Annotated in this window: 19 protein-coding genes and 1 tRNA gene; 10 read left to right on the plus strand and 10 right to left on the minus strand. The window is 65.4% G+C overall.

The window, feature by feature from the left end:
* Positions 1–48: 48 nt before the first annotated feature.
* On the minus strand, positions 49–786 hold the full coding sequence (locus D779_RS18970) for an integron integrase (protein WP_081763608.1): 738 nt from the start codon (positions 784–786) through the stop codon (positions 49–51).
* 204 nt (positions 787–990) lie between these two features.
* Positions 991–1,581, minus strand: a complete 591-nt coding sequence (locus D779_RS18975) for a helix-turn-helix domain-containing protein (RefSeq protein WP_043757339.1) — start codon at positions 1,579–1,581, stop codon at positions 991–993.
* Between the two features lie 627 nt (positions 1,582–2,208).
* Between D779_RS18975 and D779_RS18980 the strand changes: the two genes are divergently transcribed.
* Both D779_RS18980 and D779_RS18985 read left to right on the plus strand, forming a co-directional pair.
* Positions 2,209–2,281, plus strand: a tRNA-Ile gene (locus D779_RS18980).
* A gap of 524 nt (positions 2,282–2,805) precedes the next feature.
* Positions 2,806–4,026, plus strand: a complete 1,221-nt coding sequence (locus D779_RS18985; RefSeq protein ID WP_052348283.1) for a slipin family protein — start codon at positions 2,806–2,808, stop codon at positions 4,024–4,026.
* An 18-nt stretch (positions 4,027–4,044) separates the two neighbouring features.
* On the opposite strand, the gene D779_RS22420 is transcribed toward D779_RS18985, so the two are convergent.
* Positions 4,045–4,455 carry a hypothetical protein gene (locus tag D779_RS22420; RefSeq protein ID WP_157726461.1) on the minus strand — a complete coding sequence of 137 codons (411 nt, stop codon included), beginning with the start codon at positions 4,453–4,455 and terminating at the stop codon, positions 4,045–4,047.
* Here D779_RS22420 and D779_RS18995 point away from each other — a divergent pair.
* Positions 4,436–5,611, plus strand: coding sequence for an RtcB family protein (locus D779_RS18995; RefSeq protein ID WP_043757347.1), 1,176 nt, complete (start codon positions 4,436–4,438; stop codon positions 5,609–5,611). The two genes, D779_RS22420 and D779_RS18995, sit on opposite strands and share 20 nt — an antisense overlap.
* Positions 5,612–5,646: 35 nt before the next feature.
* Here D779_RS18995 and D779_RS19000 read toward each other — a convergent pair whose 3' ends face one another.
* The 3 genes from D779_RS19000 to D779_RS19010 form a co-directional block, all read right to left on the minus strand.
* Positions 5,647–6,273: an SPOR domain-containing protein gene (locus D779_RS19000; protein ID WP_043757350.1), complete on the minus strand. Its 627-nt coding sequence runs from the start codon at positions 6,271–6,273 to the stop codon at positions 5,647–5,649.
* Position 6,274: 1 nt separating this feature from the next.
* Positions 6,275–8,056: an arginine--tRNA ligase gene (argS, locus tag D779_RS19005; protein WP_043757353.1), complete on the minus strand. Its 1,782-nt coding sequence runs from the start codon at positions 8,054–8,056 to the stop codon at positions 6,275–6,277.
* 192 nt (positions 8,057–8,248) lie between these two features.
* Entirely contained in the window at positions 8,249–10,489 is a 2,241-nt protein-coding gene (locus tag D779_RS19010; RefSeq protein WP_081763606.1) for a primosomal protein N', read from the minus strand.
* Between the two features lie 472 nt (positions 10,490–10,961).
* On the opposite strand from D779_RS19010, the gene D779_RS19015 reads away from it, so the two are divergent.
* The 3 genes from D779_RS19015 (at position 10,962) to D779_RS19025 (ending at position 13,057) form a co-directional block, all read left to right on the plus strand.
* Entirely contained in the window at positions 10,962–11,567 is a 606-nt protein-coding gene (locus D779_RS19015; RefSeq protein ID WP_043757356.1) for an HNH endonuclease, read from the plus strand.
* Complete coding sequence (locus tag D779_RS19020) at positions 11,564–12,439, plus strand: fructosamine kinase family protein (protein ID WP_043757363.1); 876 nt, start codon at positions 11,564–11,566, stop codon at positions 12,437–12,439. The genes D779_RS19015 and D779_RS19020 overlap by 4 nt, the downstream gene beginning before the upstream one ends.
* Positions 12,440–12,547: 108 nt before the next feature.
* Positions 12,548–13,057: a SixA phosphatase family protein gene (locus D779_RS19025; RefSeq protein ID WP_043757409.1), complete on the plus strand. Its 510-nt coding sequence runs from the start codon at positions 12,548–12,550 to the stop codon at positions 13,055–13,057.
* Positions 13,058–13,151: 94 nt separating this feature from the next.
* Here the strand turns inward: D779_RS19025 and feoB are convergent, their stop codons facing one another.
* Positions 13,152–15,491, minus strand: coding sequence for a Fe(2+) transporter permease subunit FeoB (feoB, locus tag D779_RS19030; RefSeq protein ID WP_052348284.1), 2,340 nt, complete (start codon positions 15,489–15,491; stop codon positions 13,152–13,154).
* A gap of 6 nt (positions 15,492–15,497) precedes the next feature.
* Positions 15,498–15,839, minus strand: a complete 342-nt coding sequence (locus tag D779_RS19035; RefSeq protein ID WP_052348285.1) for a FeoA family protein — start codon at positions 15,837–15,839, stop codon at positions 15,498–15,500.
* Between the two features lie 301 nt (positions 15,840–16,140).
* Here D779_RS19035 and D779_RS19040 point away from each other — a divergent pair, with 301 nt between their 5' ends.
* A complete protein-coding gene (locus tag D779_RS19040) occupies positions 16,141–17,205 on the plus strand; it encodes a GGDEF domain-containing protein (RefSeq protein ID WP_052348286.1) in 1,065 nt (354 codons plus the stop codon).
* Positions 17,206–17,229: 24 nt separating this feature from the next.
* Here the strand turns inward: D779_RS19040 and D779_RS19045 are convergent, their stop codons facing one another.
* Positions 17,230–19,281, minus strand: coding sequence for an elongation factor G (locus tag D779_RS19045; protein ID WP_043757366.1), 2,052 nt, complete (start codon positions 19,279–19,281; stop codon positions 17,230–17,232).
* A 33-nt stretch (positions 19,282–19,314) separates the two neighbouring features.
* Here D779_RS19045 and D779_RS19050 point away from each other — a divergent pair, with 33 nt between their 5' ends.
* Entirely contained in the window at positions 19,315–20,280 is a 966-nt protein-coding gene (locus D779_RS19050; RefSeq protein WP_043757368.1) for a L,D-transpeptidase family protein, read from the plus strand.
* On the opposite strand, the gene D779_RS19055 is transcribed toward D779_RS19050, so the two are convergent.
* Positions 20,259–20,456: an alanine-zipper protein gene (locus tag D779_RS19055; protein WP_043757372.1), complete on the minus strand. Its 198-nt coding sequence runs from the start codon at positions 20,454–20,456 to the stop codon at positions 20,259–20,261. The two genes, D779_RS19050 and D779_RS19055, sit on opposite strands and share 22 nt — an antisense overlap.
* A gap of 665 nt (positions 20,457–21,121) precedes the next feature.
* On the opposite strand from D779_RS19055, the gene D779_RS19060 reads away from it, so the two are divergent.
* On the plus strand, positions 21,122–21,703 hold the full coding sequence (locus D779_RS19060) for a chorismate--pyruvate lyase family protein (protein WP_043757419.1): 582 nt from the start codon (positions 21,122–21,124) through the stop codon (positions 21,701–21,703).
* Between the two features lie 68 nt (positions 21,704–21,771).
* Positions 21,772–22,455, plus strand: coding sequence for an RDD family protein (locus D779_RS19065; RefSeq protein ID WP_043757375.1), 684 nt, complete (start codon positions 21,772–21,774; stop codon positions 22,453–22,455).
* The last annotated feature ends 3 nt before the right edge of the window (positions 22,456–22,458 follow it).

Below are 22,458 nucleotides of genomic sequence, written 5' to 3' on the forward strand. Positions count from 1 at the left end.
GTCCCTCTGCCGCCAACTCAACCAATCTTGCCTGTACCGTTTGGGGCATCACTCAGCCCTCCCTCCATGGCCCGAAAATGGCCAAAGTCGAGTGGGGTATTTGCGCTCGAGTGCATAGGGGAGGTAGACCTCACCCAATCCATCCGCGAGATCCTTTTGGTGCAGCTCGCTCGCCTTGCTCATCTGGATGCGGATGGGCTCGACCAGATCGGGTGGGAGCAGGGTGACGCGGTCCTTGGCGCCTTTTCCGCTGCGGACGCTGATCTGATGGCGTCCGAATTCGACATCCTGGATGCGCAGCCGCAATGCCTCGAGCAGACGTAGACCGGAGCCGTAGAGCAGGGCGGCGACGAGCTTATGCGTCCCTTCGAGATGGCGGAACAGGCGCGCGATCTCGTCGCGGTCGAACACCGTCGGTAGGCGCTCCGGGCGTTTCGCGGTCGCGATGTCTCCGAGCGTCAGGGTTTCGCGACCGAGGATCTGCTTATAGAGAAAGACGAGTGCGTTGAGGGCTTGATTCTGGGTCGAGGCGGAGACGTTGCGCTCGACGGCGAGGTGGTTGAGGAAGGCGACGATCTCCGCCTCGCCCATCTCGCGGGGGTGGCGTTTGCCGTGGAAGAGGATGAAACGCTTGGCCCAGCCGAGATAGACCTGCTCGGTGCGGATGCTGTAATGCTTGAGACGAATGCGCTCGCGCATCTCTCCGAGCAGCTGCGAACCGCCAACGATCCGGTCGGTGTCGGTCCGGGGAAGGGCATCGCGAAGCGGTTCGTGTTTGATTGGCATGTCCGACAACACCATCCCGGCGATACGGCATGGTTTCGATGCTAGCTTGTCTTACACGCTAAAACAACGGCTGGGCTATGGGCGTGCGTTTCATTGCGGGCTTCGAGTCCGCGAGTATCCGTGCGCTCTCCCAGCCTGCTGGAACCTCACAACGACCTCATGATGGCGGGCGAAACGCGAGCAAAGGCTGGCGGGTCCGGCGGGTCAAGCGGACTGGAGCGAATCCTTCAATGCCCTGACCGTCGCCATCAGGACCGGCCGCTGGGCGGCGGGAAGCTCGGAATAGATCATCATCAGCTCCCGCATCTCCTCGGGGAACGAGAGGAACAGCGGGTCGCGCTCCACATGCTGCTCGTCGAGCCAGCCCGGCCGAGTGCCGAGCAGACGTTCCAGGCGTCGCGCCAGTTCGTCCGTGATCGGCAGGAAGGGGTTGTCCAGGTGTTCCCTGAGCCGCTTGCGCGAGATCCGCAGGCGTTTCACCGTCTCGTCCAGACGCTCCCGATCCTCTTCGATCCCATCCATGGCGTGCGTCAGGTTCTGGTGCCGAACCGCCTGCAGATCGCGCTCGTTGGGCCGGATGGGGCCCTGTCCGAACATCAGCCAGCAGGCCGACACGCCGGTCGCCTCGGCGATCAGAAGCATGTCGTCCGCGCTGGGCGTGGAGATTCCGGCCTCGTAGTTGCCGAGGCGAGAGGATTTCCAGCCCGGAATGCGGGCGAGCAGACTGGCCTGGGTGCGAAACCCCGCCATCTTGCGAGCGAGCTTGATGCGGCCAGGGATGTTGGCTGATTGCATGGCGGGGGGGCTTGGGTCCGGTGTCTGAGGTGTGGGATTGGAACCGCAAAGACGCAAAGGACGCAAAGAGTCTCTATGCGATACGCTGATGCATTCGGATCGAGAGAAACGCGATATATGCAGAGATCCTTGTTTTTCTTAGCGATCTTTGCGCCTTTGTGGTTCGTTTGCTTCGGCCCGATGGGCGCTTTACATGGATTTTACAAGAATCTTGATATTTATGTTGACTTGCTTGAAATTCTGGCTAGACTAGCCAGCCATCGAAATCAGCAGTCAATTCAATCGTGAGGAACAGGATTCAGATGACACTCAGAGACGACATCGATCAACGAGGGAACCGCGGCTCCTTGCTGGGGCGGACGGTGAGCTCTTTGTCTCTGCGCTGAGTCTTTCTGCGATTGCATTCTCGGAAGGCCTGGCATAAGGGCCTTCCGGTGGGACACGAAACCCCGACCGGGAGCACTGGTCGGGGTTTTTTATTGCCTGAAGATCGAGAATTTCAGGCATCACCATCTTGCGGAGATCGTCGAGCGATCAGCGCCTGGGGTTCCGTATGCCCCGGTGGCGGACCTGGGCGCCCAGTGCGTTCCCTCGGTCCGTACCCATTGCTCGATACGACCGTGAGACGACAACGTAGCTCAGTGGGTAGAGCAACTGGCCGATAACCAGTCCGTCGCGGGTTCGACTCCCGCCGCTGTCTCTTTGGCGACTGACCGTCGCCCTCGATTGGAATACCCGTCCAATCAAAACCACAGGGTGAGCCCCGGCCCGATCGGATGGAACTGCGTGCCGCATGGCGGCCGGCAGGGAGGCCGGATCGGGGGCGTCGTGACGATCTTGTGCCAGGGTGCGACGCATGGATCGAAATCGTGCGGTTTCGAGCGATCTCGCCGGATGGCGGGCGATGCCGCAGGGATGCGGATCGATCGAGCCGAATGATTCCGGCCATGCAGCCGCCCTGGCCCATCGGCGCGACGTGGGGCGAGCCTTTCCACTTTCAGCCGGCGGTTTCGAGCGGCCGGCTCCGAACGATGTCCGGTCCGAGCCGGACACCGAATCGATAGAACGCCGGGATCGGGCCGAACGTTGGCGACCCGATCCCGGCTCCACCAACCAACCAACGACAACAGGTCACTGCAATGCCGGATTCTTGATCGGGGCGGCGGGCGGGCCGAAACGGCCGGTCATGCCGTCGATAGCGACGGCACAGAGGAGAGCAGGAAGATGAACATGATTGGATACAAGCGACAGGTCGTCGCCCAGCACGAGCGTGTGCTGGTGCTAAGGAATGGAGTGCTGGATCAGGTGCTCGGACCTGGCGTCTATCGCTGGCTGGATATCGTCGGATCGCTGGAGTTCGAGACCTTCGATCTGACCGATCCGGAACTGGCCCATCCGCATGCCGAGGTGTTCCGCAAGGAGTCCTCAACGCTCTGGAATCTGTGGGTCGAAACGGTCGAGACCGGCGAGCATGAGGCCGGACTCGTCTATCTGGACGGACAGCTGACCCGCCTGATTCCGCCCATGAGCCGTCGCTTCTACTGGAAGGGGCCGGTCGAGGTGCGGGTCGAGCGAATCGATCTGAGAGAGGGGGCCGCCGTGGGGGCGGAGGTGATGGAGCGCATCCGCCGGATGCGTCATCGGGATGGCTGGACCAGGGCAGCGGCCGAGTATCGGGCCAAGGCACGGTCGGCTGGCAGCAAGCTGCCGGTTGCCGAGTTCCTGGACAACATCATCGAGGAGGAGATCGCCGACCATGAAATGGCTCTGTTGCTGCTCGATGGCCGGCTGATCGGGACCCTGGAGCCGGGTGTGCACGCCTTCTGGAACTTCGCACGCAACGTCCAGGTGGAGCTGACCGATCTGCGTCTGCAGGAGATCGAGGTCCAGGGCCAGGAGATCCTGACCCGCGACAAGGTGAGCCTGAGGATCAACCTGAGCGCCCAGTATCGGGTCGTGGATCCGGTCCGGGTTCGGGCCGGATTGCCCAAGCACAAGGACTTCCTGTACCGGGAATTCCAGTTTGGGCTGCGTCGGGCCATCTCCGACCGGACCCTGGACGAACTCCTGGAGCGGAAGGGCACGACCGAACAGGAGGTGCTGGCCGCGATCCGGGAACGGGCAGAACCGCATGGGATGGCGGTCGAGACCCTGGGTATCAGGGACGTCATCCTGCCCGGCGACATGAAGCAGATCCTCAACCAGGTGGTGGAGGCGGAGAAGGCGGCCCAGGCCAACCTCATCCGTCGGCGTGAGGAGACGGCCGCGACCCGGTCGCTGCTCAACACCGCCAAGCTGATGGATCAGAACCCGGTGCTGCTGCGGCTCAAGGAACTGGAGGCGCTCGAACGTGTCACCGAGCGGGTCGGCAGCCTGACCGTCTTCGGCGGCATGGAATCGCTGCTGCAGGGACTGGTCCGGATCGAGGCGCCCAAGGGGGGATGAGCGGCCAGCCTCCAGCGGTCAGCTTCCAGCGAATGCGGGAGAGGTCGCGCTGGTCAGGATGAAACGGGATGCCGCCATGGACGGCGGCCCTTCATGAATGGACGAATCGAGATGAACAAACGGAGAAACCCGGTGGCCCGATCGCCACTGTTGCGCAAGGGCGGTCCGCACGTGCGATCCGCCTCCAGCATCCGCGCCGGCCATCGCCGGGCCATCGAGGACGGCATCGACGCCTTCCACGGACTCGATCCGGTCGAACCGGACCGGGTGCGAGGTCGCGGGGATACGAATAAGACAGTTTGAACCGCACAGGCGCGAAGAACGCAAAGTGCTTCGATATTCCGGCTTCGCGCCCTTTGCGCCTTTGCGGTTCGATTCGATGAACCCAGCTTCATCGACGGAGAAGACCATGCCAATCAAGCGAGTCATCAGCAAGGGCCGAGTTCCGGTCAAGATCTATACGGACGACGTGGCCGAGAATGCCATGAAGCAGCTCGAGAACGTCTCCCATCTGCCCTTCATCCATTCGCACGTGGCGGCGATGCCGGACGTGCACTGGGGGATGGGGGCGACCATCGGCTCGGTGATTCCGACCCTCGGGGCCATCATCCCGGCCGCCGTGGGCGTCGATATCGGCTGCGGCATGAACGCCCTGCGGCTGTCGCTGCGTGCGGACCAGCTGCCGGACTCGCTGGCCAAGGTGCGCTCGGCGATCGAGGCCCGAGTGCCGGTCGGGATGGACGGACACGGCCAGGAGCACTGGTGCGAGGAGGGACTCGCCCGGGTGGCGCCCGGTCTCGAGCCCATCCTGGCGAAGCATCCCAAGATCAACGCCCGTTGGCAGAGCCAGCTGGGTTCGCTGGGTGGTGGCAACCACTTCATCGAACTCTGTCTCGACGAGTCGCAGCAGGTCTGGATCATGCTCCATTCGGGATCGCGCGGGATCGGCAATCGGATCGGGATGCACTTCATCGAACTGGCCAAGCGCGAGATGGAGCGCTGGAAGATCCAGCTGCCCGACCAGAACCTGGCCTATCTGCCCGAGGGTAGCCGGCACTTCGACGACTATGTGGAGGCGGTCGGTTGGGCGCAGGACTATGCGATGGAGAATCGCCGTCAGATGATGCGGCTCGTCATCGAGGCGTTGCGCGGACAGTTGCCGCCGTTCGAGGCGACCTCGGAGGCGATCAATTGTCATCACAACTATGTGACGCGCGAGCACCATTTCGACAAGGAGGTCTATCTCACCCGCAAGGGTGCCATTCGGGCGCGCGAGGGGGATCTGGGCATCATCCCAGGGAGCATGGGGGCCAAGTCCTACATCGTCCGTGGTCTGGGCAACCCCATGTCATTCTGCTCCTGCTCGCATGGAGCGGGTCGGCGCATGAGCCGCGGGGAGGCGACCCGCCGATTCACCCGCAAGGATCTGGAGAGCCAGACCCAGGGCGTCGAGTGCCGCAAGGACAAGGGGGTGATCGACGAGATCCCGGCGGCCTACAAGGACATAGACGCCGTCATGGCGAACCAGAACGACCTGGTCGAGGTCGTGCATAGCCTCAAGCAGGTCTTGACCGTGAAGGGATAGGCTTCGGCCGCCAGCCGCTCGGGCTGGCGGTCGGGCTATTTGATCGAGATCGCCAGGCTGTCCTTACCGTTCGCCTTCAAGAGTGCGCGAACCTTTTCCATTTCCTGTTTGTTGGCATAGGCCCCGGTACGCACGCGGTGGGTCGTGCGTCCGCTCGAGAGCGTCACCGTCTGGATGTTGGTCGAGATACCCAACAGGGCCAGCTGGGCCTTGAGTCGCTCGGCGTCGGCCTCGCGGCTCAAGGATCCCACCTGCAGGATGTAACCGCCCTTGCGTGGCGCGACGGTTTCGACCGGTGGCGTTGGAGCCGGTGTCTGCGGCTTGGCGACGGGTTGCTCCGCGGTCTTCGGCGGCTCGCTGGGAGGCGTTGGCCGTGGTGCCGGCGGTGGTGGGGGCGGCGGCTTGCTGTCGATGTCGACCTGGTCGTCCGACAGGATCTCCTGGAAGCGGAAGTTCGGCGCGACACGCGCTGGCTGGCTCTCCTCGGCGGGACGGGACGCCGTCTCGCCGGATTCGACCCTCTCGGTCTGCCGGGAACCGAGAATATTGGTGGCCAGGACACCGAGCGCTGTGCCCATCAGAAACCACCAGACACAGGAACGGTTCTGCTTGCGCTTCTGGCTCGTGCGCGTCGGCGTGGCGTGTCGATAATCCCTTGGCATGTCACATGCTCTCTGGTGACGAAACTCCGATCAGACCCAGGCCGTTACGCAACACCTGCCGCACGGCCAGGATCAGCTTGATGCGGGCGTCGCGCAGGACGCCGTCGTCCACCAGGAACTGGTGGGCGTTGTAATAGGTGTGGAAGTCGTTGGCCAGTTCGCGCAGATACTGGGTGACCTGATGCGGTTCGGCCTTGAGTGCCGCGGACTCGACGACCTCCGGATAGCGGATCAGGGTCCGCAGCAGGGCCTCTTCGTGGGGCTCGGTCAGACGTTCCAGGTTGGTCGTGCCCGGGGTCGGATCCACGATCATGCCCTTCTCGGCCGCCTGGCGCAGCACGCTGCAGACGCGCGCATGGGCATACTGGACGTAATAGACCGGGTTGTCGGAGGACTCGGACTTGGCCAGGTCGAGGTCGAAGTCCAGGTGCTGCTCGCAGCGGCGCATCACGTAGAAGAAGCGCGCGGCGTCGCGTCCGACCTCCTTGCGCAGCTCGCGCAAGGTGACGAACTCGCCCGAGCGGGTCGACATCTGCGCCTTCTCGCCGCCGCGATAGAGGATGGCGAACTGGACCAGCAGCACCTCCAGCTTGTCGGCCTCGTCGCCCAATGCCTGCAGCGCCGCCTTGACGCGCGGGATGTAGCCATGGTGGTCGGCGCCCCAGATGTCGATGACGCGGTCGAATCCGCGCTCGAGCTTGTCCATGTGGTAGGCGATGTCGGAGGCGAAATAGGTACTCTGACCGTTGTCGCGGACCACCACCCGGTCCTTCTCGTCGCCGAAGTCGGTCGAGCGGAACCAGAGCGCGCCCTTCTGCTCGTAGATGTGGCCGCTCTCGCGCAGCCGCTCGATGGCCTTGTTGACCGCGCCGCTCTCGGTCAGGGAGCGCTCCGAATACCACTCCTGATAGTCGATCCCGAACTGGGAGAGATCCTCGCGGATGTCGTCGAGGATGGTGTTGAGACCCAGCTCGAAGACGTAGCGGTAGCGGTTGTCGCCCAGCAGACGCTTGGCGGCGGCGATGAGTCCGTCGATATGGGCCTCCTTGTCGCCGGCCTGGTCCTGGGGCTCGCCCTCGATGGAGGCGTCGAGCGGGAGGTCGGCGAAGACCTGCTCGACCTCGACGCGATAGGCGTCGCCATGCTCGCGGTGCAGGGTGGCGGCGATGTCCCAGACGTAGTCGCCCTTGTAGCCGTTGCTCGGGAAGCGCAGCTCCTCGCCGCAGAGTTCCAGATAGCGCAGCCAGACCGAGGTGCCCAGGATGTCCATCTGGCGGCCGGCGTCGTTGACGTAATACTCGCGGTGAACCTCGAACCCGACCGCGGCCAGCAGATCGGCCACCACCGCGCCGTAGGCGGCGCCGCGTCCGTGCCCGACATGGAGCGGGCCGGTCGGATTGGCCGAGACGAACTCCACCTGCACCCGCTTGCCCGCGCCGATGTCGCTGCGTCCGTATGCGTGCCCGGCGGTCAGGATCTGGGGCACCACCGAGCGGTGGGCGCCCTCGGCGAGGAAGAAGTTTACGAATCCGGGACCGGCGATCTCGACCTTGTCCACCAGCGGCGACTCGGGCAGTGCCTCGACCAGACGTTGGGCCAGGTCGCGCGGCTTGGTGCGGGCGAGCTTGGCGAGCACCATGGCCACGTTGGTGGCGAAATCGCCGTGGCTGGCGTCCTTGGTGCGGTCCAGCTGTGGCTCGGGCAGCTCGGTGAGCTCGAGTTGGCCTTGGCTGACGAGCGTCTGGAGCCCGGTATGGATGAGGTCTTTGATGTCTTGCTTCATGCAGGTTGACGATTTGGCCGTGCCGTCCGGATGCCGTGCCCGCCGCGGGCGTCGGTTCGCCCGGGCCCTTGGCCGTCGACATGGTCGGCAATGGGAAGAAACAGGAATGCCTCGGCGCCGATCGGGGCGGCCGAAGTCAAGGCGATCAGAGGTGTAAGAATACCTGAATCCCTCGTTCGGAGCATATCTCGCTCAGAACATATCCTGTGGGTCGACGTCCAGCGACCAGCGCAGCCCCTTGGGATGACGCAGGCCGTGCAAACCCTGATTCCAGCGTGCGAGGAAACGCTGCAGCGAGGGGCGGTCGCGCGAGAGCACCATGAGCTGGGCGCGGTAGCGGTTGGCACGCCGCTCCATGGGGGCTGGCGCTGGACCCAGCAGATGGATCTCGTCCGGATCCGAGCGCTCGGCCAGGTCGCGCGCCTCGCGCAGGAAGGCCGTGGGCTGATCGGCGAGCGGGGCCTCGGCGCGGAGCAGGACCAGATGGGCGAAGGGCGGAAGCTCGGCGCCGCGGCGCTCCTCCAGGGCCGCCGCGGCGAATCCGGAATAGCCGTCGCTCAGCAGCGACTGGAGCAGCGGGTGCTCGGGGTGCCGGGTCTGGAGCACCACCCGGCCGGGCCGGTCGGCGCGTCCGGCCCGGCCGGCCACCTGGATGATGAGCTGGGCGGTGCGCTCCGGGGCGCGGAAGTCGCTGGCATAGAGTGCCTGATCGAGATCCAGGATGCCGACGAGCGTCACCAGCGGGAAGTCGTGTCCCTTGGCGAGCATCTGGGTGCCGAGCAGGATCTGGATCTCGCCGCGCCGGATCGCCTCCAGCAGCCGGTTCAGCTCGCCCTGGCGCCTGGTGCTGTCGCGGTCGATACGGGCGAGGCTGGCCTGGGGAAAGAGCTCCCGCAGCTCCTCCTCCAGACGCTCGGTGCCGCGTCCGATCATGCGCAGGTCCTCGCCGTCGCAGTTCGGGCAGCGCTGGGGCAGCCGGCGCGACCAGCCGCAGTGATGGCACCAGAGCCGCTGCTGTCCGAGATGCAGCGTGAGCCGCGCGTCGCAATGGGGACAGTCACCGACCCAGCCGCAGTGATGACAGGTGTAGAGCGGGGCGTAGCCGCGGCGGTTGAGGAACAGAAGGATCTGGTTGCCGGCGGCGAGCTCGGTCTGCATGGCGTCGCGCAGGACCGGTGAAAGTCCGGCCCGGAGCGGCTGGTCGCGGATGTCCAGCAGCGAGATCGTCGGTGCTCGTGCCCCGCCGGCGCGCTGGGGCAGACGCAGCCAGCCGTAGCGTCCGGTGGTGGCGTTGTGCAGCGACTCCAGCGAGGGGGTGGCCGAGCCCAGGACGATCGGACAGCCGATCAGCTGGGCGCGGCGTACCGCCAGGTCGCGGCCCGAATAGCGAAAGCCCTCCTGCTGTTTCAGCGAGGCGTCGTGCTCCTCGTCGACCAGGATGAGCCCCAGACGCGGCATGGGCACGAAGACCGCCGAACGTGTTCCCAGCACCAGGGTCGCCTCGCCGCGAGCGGCGCGGTGCCAGTTGCGCTCGCGCTCGCCCGCGCTCAGGCTCGAATGCAGCACGGCGATTGGGCCCGGGATGCGTTGCTGGAAGCGGTCGCGCAGCTGGGGCGTGAGACCGATCTCGGGGACCAGCACCAGCGCCTGGCGTCCGCTCGCGACCAGTGTCTGGATGAGCCGGATGTAGACCTCGGTCTTGCCGCTGCCGGTAACGCCTTGTAGCAGAAAGGGGCGAAAGGCGCCGAAGGATTCGGCGATGGCCTCGACGGCCTTGCGCTGATCCGGGTTGAGCGCGTGTCCCGCCGAGCTGGGCGTCTGGACGGGCTGCGGCATCGCCTTGAGACGGCAGCGCTCGATCAATCCCTTGCCCTCGAGTGCCCGGGCGCAGGCCGAGCAGTCGCCGAGGCGTGCGCCGAGAGCGGACAGCGTGAGGCCGTTCGGCCGGTCCCTCAGAACCGCCAGCAGGGCGCGCTGCTTGGGTGCGCGCGTCAGCGATCCCAGATCCAGGGTGTGGCCTTCAGGGGTTGCGCGAATGCCCGGCACACTGTCGTCGGCGAAGGATGCGGGCCGGCGCAGTCTGGCTGGCAGCGCGGTGAAGAGCGCCGTGCCGAGCGGCTGCCGATAGTAGGCGGCGGCCCACTGGATCAGATCGAGGTCGGTCGTCTGGAAAAGCGGGACCTCGTCGAGAACCGATTCGACATGCTTGAGCCGGGAGGGATCCTCCAGGCTCGTCTCGGCGATCTCGACCAGGATGCCGACCCTGTTGCTGCGGCCGAATGGCACCAGCAGCCGTTGACCCGGAACCGGCTCCGCGTCCGCCGCCTGGCTCGGCAGATAGTCGAAGAGCCCGAGCAGGGGCGCCGCGACCGCCACGCGCAGGATCCTGCCGTGGGGGGGTGGGGCGGAAGGTTTCTCGTCCTGGTCGCTCACGTCTTCGTAGCGTTTCCGCCGGAATGATGGCGAGGATCCCGGTCTGGGCTGGATGGGACTGGCGAGCGGCTTGGTCGTGTCGAGACCGTCTTCATTTGTTCACAAGATCTGTGGATAAGTCTGGGGATAGCCTTTGGGGATCGTCCCTGAGGCGGCGTCGCTCAAGCACTGGTGCGGTTCTGGCGATCTTCTGATCAGCGACGTTTTGATGATTGAAAATCAATGAGTTATCAGTATGCGGCGTTTCGATCGGAAAGACCTGCTTGACAATTTTCCTATCTGGCCGAGACCCTTTCTAGGGTGTGAATGATCAAGCGCTTAACGGCGTCGTCCGGCGAGCGGAGCCGCGGCTTCCTGGGCGAGCGGTGTGCGTGGCGAGGCACTCTTTTTTGCGCCGAGGGTCCAACATGGATTGCTTGCGCGACTACGGCAAGCGTGTATGATGCTCGCAAATTTCGAGCCGTTTCCGACTATGTTGCCATTGAACCAACAGGTACTGCGAACGGATTTGGCGGGTATGCCGCTCGAATGGGTGGACTACCGGACCGCCGCTCGGCTTCATTTTCTCGATCAGGTCGCCTATTCCTGCGGGGACCCGCTGTTTCTGCTGCGCGGCGGCATCAATGCGGCGACCCACCTGCAGAGCCGGCTGCGGATCCACTCCATCATCGCCACCTACGGCATCCATCACGCCCTCAACAAGCTGCAGGGCGACTATGTTCCACCCCTGTCCAATCGCACCCTGTTCCAGCGCGACGACCACATGTGCATGTACTGCGGTCAGCGCTTCTCTCCTCGCCATCTGTCGCGCGACCATGTCCGCCCCTCCAGCAAGGGCGGTGCCGATCACTGGAGCAACGTGGTCACCGCCTGCGTGCGCTGCAACAACTTCAAGGCAGGCCGTTCTCCCGAGGATGCCGGCATGGAGCTGCTCGCCGTGCCCTTCGTCCCGACGCATGCGGAATACATCTATCTGATGGGACGCAATGTCCTCGCGGACCAGATGGCGTTCCTGCGGGCCCATTTCCCGCGCTCCAGTCCGCTCTTGCGTAGGCTCGGTCGCGAGAGGCGCCAATGACGTCTTGGGCCGGGATCGCCGAGCGGATCGGCGAGGCGACCGGGGAGCCCTTCGCGATCGAGCGCGAGCGTTCGGTCGGGGGTGGCTGCATCAATCGCGCGGCCGTGATCGACGACGGCCGCCGCAGCTATTTCGTCAAGCTGAACGCGGCCGATCGGGCCGAGATGTTCGCGGCCGAGTCGGAGGGGCTCTCGGCCATGGCCGAGGCCGAGGCGATTCGGGTGCCGCAGCCGATCTGTACCGGCGTGGCGGACGGCCAGTCCTTCCTGGTGATGGAGCTGATCGATCTGGGTGGACGGCTGAACGGGGCGCTCGCCGGCGAGCAGCTGGCCGCCATGCACAGATCCAGCTCCGGGACATTCGGCTGGCATCGGGACAACACCATCGGCTCCACGCCCCAATCCAACCGTCGCGATGCCGACTGGATCGCCTTCTGGCGCGAGCAGCGGCTCGGCTATCAGCTGAGGCTCGCGGCCGATAACGGCTATGGCGGCACACTGCAGCGCAGCGGCGAGCGGCTGCTGGCGGATCTCGACGTCCTCCTGGGCCACGATCCCATCCCCTCCCTGCTCCACGGCGATCTCTGGGGCGGAAACATCGGCAGCACCCCGGACGGCCAGCCGGTGATCTTCGATCCGGCCGCCTACTACGGCGACCGCGAGGCCGATCTGGCGATGACCGAGCTCTTCGGGGGCTTCGGTGCCGACTTCTATGCGGCCTACCGCTCGGCCTGGCCCCTGGATCCGGGATACCCCGTCCGCAAGACCCTCTACAACCTCTATCACGTCCTCAATCATCTGAATCTGTTCGGCGGGGGCTATCTCGGTCAATCCAGCCAGATGATCGCGCGGCTTCTGGCCGAGATTCGCTAGTCGAGTCACGCAGAGGTTACGCCGAAATGACGGATGTGTTAAAAACGGCGCTCGATGTCAATGTCAGGTTGTCGACTCAGCTTGATCTTCGCCGATCCTTTCTTTTCCATGCCCCGAGAACTCCTTTTGCTGCGCCATGCCAAATCGGATTGGGACTCCGATGTGTCGGCCGACTTCGATCGCCCGCTGGCCAAGCGCGGTAAGAGCGATGCCCCCAAGGTCGGTGCCTGGCTCTATCGCGAGGGATTGGTGCCGGACCATGTCGTCAGCTCGCCGGCCGAGCGCGCGCGCCAGACCGCGACCAAGGTGTGCAAGCGGCTCGATTTCAAGAAGAAGCGCATCGTCTGGGACGAGGCCATCTACGAGGGCGGGCTGACCGATCTGCTGGAGGTCCTGTCGCGGGTTCCTTCCGGTGCGGCGACCGTGCTCCTGATCGGTCACAATCCCGGTCTGGAGGAGCTGCTCAAGCATCTGGCCGGTGGCGATTACGATACGCCGGAGGATGGCAAGCTGCTGCCCACCGCCGCCGTCGCCAGGCTCGAGATGCCGAGCGACTGGAGCCGGCTCGACTCCGGAAGCGGAAATCTGCTGTCTCTCACCCGGCCGCGCGCCCTCTAGGGAGATGGTGACCAAGGAAACGCAATAAACCGGCGTTTCCCTAGCGGCCATTCGCCGCGGCCCCTCATTTCGTAGGTGCGAATCCATTCGCGGCTCAGGTCGTGTCGTTTCGAGCCTTGCCGGCCCACAGCCTCAGGCCGATGAGCACTCCGATCATGAACATCAATCCTCCGCCGATCCAGAGTCCCGATGCCAGTGGATCGCGCTCGAAGGTGGCCGCCTGATAGAAGATCGTGGCCGCCAGGAAGGCCATGCCCGTGGTCCAGGCGCCGACGAAGAGCGCCCAGCGTCCCCCGGCCTCGCGCACGATGGCGCCGATGGTGGCGGCGCAGGGGAAATAGAGCAGCACGAACAGCAGATAGGCGAAGGCGCCCGCCTGGCCGTCGAAGCGTGCGGCCATGGCGCTGAAGGTGCCGCTCTCGACGCCCTGCTCCTCGGCTGCCGCCTCGCGGTCGGCGATGTCGCCCACGTCCAGGCCGAGCGGGTCGAGCAGGCGGGCTCCCAGGCCGGCGAGGTTCTCCTCGACCGAGATGGCCGCCCGCTCGAGGTCGCGCCAGAGATCGAAGGGTTTGGGCTCGGCGCTCGGTGCCTGCTCCTCGGCCAGACGGCCGTAGAGCGAGTCGAGGGTGCCGACGATGACCTCCTTGGCCAGGACGCCGGAGACGATGCCCAGCACGGCCGGCCAGTTGTCCTCGTGGATGCCCATGGGCGCGAACAGGGGCGTCGCGGTGCGGCTGACCGCGGCCAGCACCGAGCGGTCGCTCTCCCGATTGCCGAGGCTGCCGTCGCTGCCCACGGTGGCGAGCACGTTGAGGACGAGCACCATCAGCACGATCACCTTGCCCGCCTCGCGCAGGAACAGCTTCACCCGGTCCCAGGTGCGCAGCAGCACGCCCTTGAGGGTGGGCAGGTGGTAGGGCGGTAGCTCCATCAGCAGGCCCGCGCTGTCGCCCTTGAGCAATGTGTGCTTCATTGCCAGCCCCGAGAGGATGGCGACGGCGATGCCGGTGAGATAGAGGACGAAGACCAGGTTCTGGCCCGAGTGCGGGAAGAAGGCCGTGGCGAAGAGTGCGTAGACCGGCAGTCTGGCCCCGCAGGACATGAAGGGATTCATGAGGATGGTGAGCTTGCGCTCGCGCTCGCTTTCGAGCGTGCGGGTGGCCATGACCGCCGGGACGTTGCAGCCGAAGCCGACGATGAGCGGCACGAAGGCTTTGCCCGGCAGTCCGATCGAGCGCATGAAGCGGTCCATGACGAAGGCCGCGCGCGCCATGTAGCCCGAGTCCTCCAGGAAGGAGAGCACGATATAGAGACTGGCGATGATGGGGATGAAGGTCCCGACCACCTGCAGACCGCCGCCGATGCCGTCGGCCAGCACCAGCGACAGCCAGCCGGGCGCGTTCAGGTCGTCGAGAAGCTCGCCGAGTCCGTCGACGAAGAGGGCCTGTCCGGCCATGTCGAAGAAGTCGATGAAGGCCCCTCCGACGTTCATGGTGAACATGAACATGAGATAGATCATCAGCAGGAACAGCGGGATGCCGAAGATCCGGTTGAGGACGAAGCGGTCGATGCGGTCCGAGAGGGTGCGTTCGATGCGGTGGCTCTCGCGCATGACCCGCTGGGCCAGGGTATGGGCGTGGCCGAACCGGGTGTCGGCGATATGCAGATCGGCGTCCTCCCCGGTGCGCACGGCGATCTGGCCGCGCAGCTGCTCGGCGCGTCCGAGGATCTCGGGCGAGACCGACTGCTCGGCGGCGGGGTCGGACTCCAGCAGCTTGAGCGCCAGCCAGCGCGCGTTGGCCCGGTCCGAGACCTGGGCCAGGTGAGGGGCGAGTTCGGCGATGGCCTCCTCGACGAACTCGCTCTGGGCCAGTGGCAGGCCGGCGGGATCGCGTCCTTCGGCGACCGCGAGCAGGCGCGCCTGCAGCTCGGTCAGTCCCTCCTTGGTCACGGCGACCACGGGCACGACCGGGCAGCCGATCTCCGCGGCCAGCCGGTCGATGTCGATCTGCACGCCCCGCTTGCGCGCCACGTCCATCATGTTGAGGGCGACGATGACCGGGACGCCCATCTCCAGCAGCTGGACCGAGAGATAGAGGTTGCGCTCCAGGTTGTTCGCGTCCAGGACGTTGACGATCAGGTCGGCCTCGCGGCTGAGCAGATAGTCGCGGGTGACCACCTCGTCGAGCGAGCTGGCGTCGAGCGAGTAGATGCCGGGCAGGTCGATGACCTTGATTCGGCGTCCGTCGAGCTCGAGCGCGCCCTCCTTGCGCTCGACCGTGACCCCGGGCCAGTTGCCGGTGGTCTGGCGGATCCCGGTCAGGGCGTTGAAGAGGGCCGATTTGCCGCAGTTGGGATTGCCGGCCAGGGCGACGGTGAGCGGGCGGGGCATGTGGAGCGAGACGGTGACGGGGGGGCAGGTGGGCTGCGGCATGGTCCGTCAGCGCCTCTGGTCGGAATGGGCCGCGGCGGTCACGGGCTCTTCGGCCGGGGTGTCGCCGTGCGTAACGGCCGGTTCCGGGGCGGGCGGATCCCCTTCGCCGGCGCAGAGTCTGACCCAGAGCTTGTCCGCGATCCCAGAGCCCACCGCGATGCGGACCTCGCCGCTCGCCAGCACCAGACCTTGACCGCGTCGCTGAACCACGCTCAGATGACTGCCCTGGCGCAGACCCAGCGACAGTAGACGGCGTGTCAGGTGGCGGCCGCCTTGGATTTCGGCCAGTTGCGCGGGTGTGCTGTGGGGCAGATCTGAGAGTCGGATGAGCTCGGCGGGTTGGGGCATGGGTCGGGACTGCTGATGATGGGCGAAGGCTTGCCGTTGGCGGATGATGGAAGCATAACCCGAACCGGATGGCTTCCGCAGGCATGGTGGCCGCGCTGCTCGGGCATGCGGCCGCCAGCGGGTCGGGAACCGGGCCGCTGGTCTGGGTCGATATCGGGATGGACCGGCTGCCGATGCATTCGCTCGAGGCATGGTTACCCGGCGAGGCGGGATCCTAATATCATGATCGGCATGCCGCGATGCCTATTGGCTGTGGGCGGTTTCTGGGCCCTCGAGGGGGCATGAGCGAGAGCGATGATCGATGACGGCTAAAGGGACCGAATTTCTCGAGGACATGCGCACGGCCTCGGATTACCTGCGGATGGCGGTCCCCCTGATGGTGCAGCGCCAGATTCCGCCGACACCGGTCAACTATGCCCTCTGGTACGCGCACGTCCGCAACGCCGATCCCGAGCTGAGCCGGGCCTTGCTCGAGCAGTTCCCGGGTACCGGCTGCTACGCCCCCGAGAAGACCGAGGCGCTCTTCTTCGAGCACATCCTCAAGTCCTATCTGCCCCAGGATCCGCGGATCCAGAATCTGCTCCTCGACATCCTCGCGCGCCTGGTCCACGCCGTTTCCGCGAGCGTCGAGGGCGCGCGGGACTACGAGGGTACGCTGAAGGACGCACTGCAGGTCCTGAATGTCGAAATGGACAACGAACGCGTCCAGGAGGTTCTGGATCAGCTCCTGAGCGAGACGGTCGCGCTGCAGAATCTCAACCGGGGATTTCAGGGCGAGCTCGAGTCGGCCAGTCAGGAAGTCCGTAAGCTCAAGAAAGAGCTGGAGGAGACGCAGCAGGTCGCGATGATCGACGCGCTGACCAAGATCCCCAACCGTCGCGCCTTCAACACGGCGATTTTGCAGTCGCTCAGCATGGCGGACGAGCCGACCTCCTTGATGCTGCTCGATATCGACCATTTCAAGCGCTGCAACGACACCTATGGTCATCCGATGGGGGACCGGGTGCTCGAGATCCTCGGCGGTCTGCTCGCAGGATTCCAGAGCGAAAGCCTCTTCGTCGCGCGCTACGGCGGAGAGGAATTCGCGGTCGTCGTCAACGACGACCTGGCCGCTGCGCTGGCGATCGCCGAGGACATCCGCCAGAAGGTCGCCCGCATGCGGATCAAGCGCAAGAACAGCCAGGAGGCGATCGGTGCCGTCACCCTCTCGGTCGGGGTCGCCCAGGCCTGGCCGGAGGAGAGCCTGGAATGCCTGATCGAGCGCGCCGACAAGGCGCTCTACCGGGCCAAGAGCGGGGGACGCAATCTGGTCGTGGCGGACGAGTCCCCGCCCGAATCGCCGGACCGGGACTCGACCGAGGTCTGATCCGCGTCCGCCGGACGGCTTGGATCAACAGAGATCGAAGCGTTCGAACTGCATGCTGAACTGTCCCCGTCCCTGGGTCATGCTGCGCAGCTCGGTGCTGTAGCCGAGCAAGGGTTCGAGTGCGACCTCGGCCTGAACGGTCACCTGGTCGCCGAGGGTGTCGGTTTGCCGGATCAGGGCGTGGCGCGATTGCAGATCCCCCAGCACGCCTCCCAGGCTGGCCTCCGGAACCACCACCTCCAGACGCATGATGGGACGCATCAGGACCGGCGAGGCCGCCTCGAGCGCCTTGCGCAGCGCCTTGGCGGTGGCGGCGGCGAGCGCCTCGGGCGTGGAGCCGGGGCCGAAGAGCTCGACCTCGGTCACCCGGACCTCCAGGTCCAGGACCTGGGTGCCCTGCAGGGGACCCGAGATGAGTCCGCCCTTGAGGCCGTCCCGGATCGCCTGGATCTGCGCCTGGGTCAGCTCGGAACCCTCCGGCAGAATCCTGGGGGTGACCTGGGTCTGCGAGCCGCTGCCGCGCGGCAGTGGCTCCAGCGTGACGGCGACGCGCGCCATCAAATCCGGCTGGCGTGCGTCGGGACGTGGTGGCGGGGCGAAGAGCGCCTCGGCCTGTGCCCGGCGCCGGATGGTCTCGCGCACGGCGACGGCGGGCCGGCCGGCCCGGATCTGGAGACCGAACTCGCGCTCGATGCGCTCCAGCACGATCTGCAGATGCAGCTCGCCCATGCCGCGCAGCAGGCGCTGTCCGGTCTCGGGGTCCTCCTCGACCAGGAGCGTCGGATCCTCCTGCTCGATCTTGCCGAGCACCTCCAGCAGGCGCTCCTCGTCCGTTCCGGCGGTCGGCTCGATCGCCAGGCCCAAGACGGGTGCCTGCAGCGCGATGCGCTCCAAGGCCACCAGATGTCCGGGCGCGCAGAGGGTGTCGCCGGTCGTCGCCCAGCGCAGTCCGGCGATCAGGACGATCTGACCGGCCTCGGCGCGATCGAGCTTGGTCTTTTTGCCAGCGTCGATCTCGAACAGCCGGGCCGCCTGTTCGTGCTGGACGCGTCCGTCGCCGGTGATGAAGGCGACCTTGTCTCCGGGCTCGAGGGTGCCGCGATAGAGCCGGACGAAGACGTGGCGCCGGCCGTCCCACAGCTGTACCTTGAAGGCGAGCGCGGCCAGTGGTCCATGTGGATCCATGGCGACGGGCACCTGCTCGCCATCCGGGTTCTCGGCGAGCGCGGGCGGTCTGTCCAGCGGAGCGGGCAGGAAGTCGAGAATGCCGTCGAGCAGCGGTTGAACGCCCATGTTGCGCAGCGCGCTCCCGCCGTAGCAGGGGCAGAGGCGTCCGTCGAGGGTGCCTTGGCGAAGGGCCGCGCGCACATCCTCCGGGGGCGGCTCGGAGCCGGACAGCACCGCCTCGGCGACCGAGTCGTCGATCTCGGCCGCCGCGAGCAGCAGCGCCTCGCGCAGGTCTCCACATGTTTCCCAGAGGTCGGGCGGACAGGGCTCGGAGACGATCGTCTCGCCCTGCTCGCCCGTGAAACGAATCAGCGTCCGCTCGATCAAATGGATCACGGCGCCGTCATCCGGCAGAGGAAGGGCGATGGGGGCCGGCTCGGCACCGAGGCGTTGCTTGACGGCGGCGAGACTGCGGCGAAAATCGGCGCCCGGCCGATCCATCTTGTTCACGAAGAACAGGGTCGGGAGCTTGAAGTGCGAGCGTTGCCGCCACACCGTCTCAGTCTGCGGCTCGACCCCGCGCACCCCGTCGAGGACGATGACGCAGCCGTCCAGCACCCGCATGGCGCGCTCGACCTCGACGGTGAAATCGACGTGTCCGGGGGTGTCGATCAGTTGGATCTGGTGGTCGCGCCAGGGGGCCTTGGTGACGGCGGCGGTGATGGTGATGCCGTGCTGCTGTTCCTCGGCCATGTAGTCCATGTGGGCGGCGCCGTCATGGACCTCGCCGATCTTGTAGGAGGCGCCGGTGTAGAAGAGGATGCGCTCGGTCAGCGTCGTCTTGCCCGCATCCACGTGAGCGGCGATCCCGATATTGCGGACGTGCGAGAATCGGGCCGGTTTTTTCATCGCGTGTTATTTCGACAGGAGCATAGAGAGGTTATGAGAACCCTTGTTCTCGGCAAACGCAATCGTGCGTGGATCGTGCCGGTGATCGCCGTATCGCTGTTCGGCTGGTGTGCCGGTCAGGCTGCACTGGCCGAAACCTTCCGGCTTGAGAATCCCAGCGACTCGGTCGTCGGCGTTCCCTTCTATTTCAAGGCGCGCAACAAGGATACGTTGCTCGATATCGCCCGCCAGAACAATCTGGGCTATGCCGACATGCGCCAGGCCAATCCGGACATCGATATCTGGGTCCCGGGCGACGGTACCGAGGTCATGGTTCCGAGCCTCTTCGTGCTGCCCAACGTGCCGCACGAGGGGATCGTGATCAACCGCGCCGAGAAACGGCTCTATTATTTTCCGCCCGAGGATCCCGGCGAGGTACGGATCTACACCATCAGCGTCGGCAAGGATGCGATGGGAACGCCCCTCGGCAACTTCAAGGTCATCGAGAAGCGCAAGGATCCGACCTGGACCCCGGGGCCCAACGTGCGCGCCATGCATGCCGCGCGCGGCGATATCCTGCCCGCCGTGGTTCCGCCCGGGCCGGACAATCCGCTCGGTCGGTACGCGATGCGTCTGAGCAATCCCGATTACCTCATCCACGGCACCAGTATGCCATGGGGTCTCGGCATGGAGGTGAGCGGGGGCTGCATCCGCATGTATCCGGAGGGTGTCGAGGAGCTGTTCGGTCTGGTGAACGTGGATACGCCGGTGGCCATCATCGATCAGCCCTATAAGGTGGGCTGGCGCGGCAACGACCTCTATCTGGAGGTCCAGACCGGCGAAAAGAGCGAGACCAAAAGTGCCAGAAACGTGATTCCGGAGGCGGTGGCGAATGCCGAAGGCGTCGTGATCGACTGGAAGGCGGTCGAGCGTGCGGTCGAGGAGGACTCCGGTGTCCCACAGGTCGTGGGACACCGGAGCGGATCAGGCAACGGGTCTTACTTGCCCATGATCTTCTGATACATGCGGTCCAGACGCTCGGTGTTGGCGTTGCAGCAGGACTGGGCGCTGTTGGCGGTGTCCAGGGCCTGCTGGGCCATGTCGCGAGCGGTCTGGTCGGTGGTGCAGCCACCGAACAGGGAAGCGGTCAGAATAGCGGCAGCAGACAGGGAAGCGTACTTCACGATCTTGGTCATCGGCTTGATTCTCCTAATCGTTGGCCCTCGGGCCATAGATGTATAACACAGTATGCAGATCTTTTCCGAACCTCTCGTGCACCAAGGCCGTTCGTTCTGGCGTTTGCCGCGTCTCGTGCCGGGGGAGCGAGTTACCGCGCCTGGCGGCATGAGTCGACTCGCTCAACGATTGCGGTCTTGGGTCGGGGGTCGGTGAAAGATTGGGGTAAATTCGATTCGACATCAAGCCCACAAAGGGGCTCGGCGTGAGATTTTTTACCACGGCTCTGGATCGAACGGACGGCCATTATTGACATTCCCTATGTCCGGCTGTGCCATATTTTTTATTTATTCTAATTAATCAATGATATGAGAGATAATATTGGCCCTTTTTCACACATCTGGAAAAGACCTGATCACTCGCCCGATTCCCCTTTCGGGAGGGCGCTCCGATCGGGGTGTGGCATGTCTTCGCTCGGATTCGATGCCTCGAACCAACAAGTTGCAGATTCGCCAATGACATTCTTTCCGTCTGGATTCGGTACTGCGCGGCGTCCATGACGCGTGTAGCCCTCCTGCACATCAGCTCTCTGCCACACGAACCCAAAGTCCTCATGCGCGCGGACGCCGTATCGGGCCAATCCGCGTCCTTCCGGCGAGCGGATGAGGACATCGAGGAGTCTTCGATGAATCGTTATTACGGACGCGCCTCATCCGAGCCGTCCCAATTGCCCTTCCGATGCAATGGATTCGGGGGCGACGCCGTGATCACGGCGGTCTCCGGCGACTCGCTGCCTTTGAGCGATCTGCCGCCCTTCCTGCGCGCCCTGCTGGTGACGGACGGAACCGTGACCAAGATCTTGGAGGCCTATTTCTGGGAGCCCATCGCCGTGGATACGGTGGAACAGCGCTTCGAGTCGGCGAGCGAGCCGGTGCCCTGGATCCAGGTCCAGCCGGGCGATCGGTGTCTGGTTCGCGATGCCAGGCTGCGCGGGACCCGTAGCGGCCGCAACTATGTCGAGGCATTCTCGCTGATCCGCATCGATCTCATTCCCTCCGGGTTCCGGCAGCGCCTGATCGATCGCGAGATCGGCATCGGGGTGCTCATCCGCGACAGTGGTCTCGAAAGCTATCGCGAGGTCCTCGACATCGGGCTCGATCGCACCGCCGAGGGTGTGGCGGCCGTCTTCCGCACCTATCGCATCATCATCGATGGCCGGCCGGTGATCCTCATCACGGAGTACTTTCCGTTGACCCTCTATCGCTGATGCCTCATCGTTGGCCCATCGTCCGAGCCTAGAGCCTTGCCGCACGCCACCGATCCAGCTGTTCAGCCATGTCGCCCATCGACACCATCCGTTTCAATGAGACCCCCGAAGGCGTGGATCTGGGCCTTCGGGTGGCGGGGCCGGTTCCCCGCGCGCTCGCCTTCGTGGTGGATCTGGTCGTCCGCGGCGCGCTCTATCTGGTCCTGATTCCCTTGACCGCCTTCGCCGGTGTCGGACTGGGTCTCATGCTGCTCGGCTTCTTCCTGCTCGAATGGTTCTATCCCGTGCTGTTCGAGGTCCTCAAGGGCGCCACCCCGGGCAAGTTCGCCATGGGCCTGAGCGTCGTGCACGACGACGGGACGCCTGTCGGCTGGTCGGCCTCGATGATCCGCAATCTGCTGCGGGCGGTGGACTTCCTGCCGATCCTCTATGGCGTCGGACTCGTCTCCTGTCTGGTCGATCGGGACTTCCGGCGTCTCGGCGATCTCGCGGCCGGAACCCTGGTGGTGCACCGGGAGCGTGCACGGGGCGCCGCCGCCATCCCCGATGTCCCCTCGCGTCCGCTGCCGCCCGGGCTCGACCTCCAGACCCAGCAGGCGATCCTCGCGTTCGCGGAGCGGGGTCCGCGTCTGTCGGCCGCGCGGCGAATCGAGCTGGCCGAGATCCTGACGGCGGAGGAGGGGAGACGGGGGGCGGCCGCGGTCGACCGGGTCGCCGGCTGGGCCAGCTGGCTGGCGCGCGGTCAGGGCTGATCG

Origin of the sequence: Imhoffiella purpurea (assembly GCF_000585215.1) — a bacterium.
GTDB classification, from domain to species: domain Bacteria; phylum Pseudomonadota; class Gammaproteobacteria; order Chromatiales; family Chromatiaceae; genus Imhoffiella; species Imhoffiella purpurea.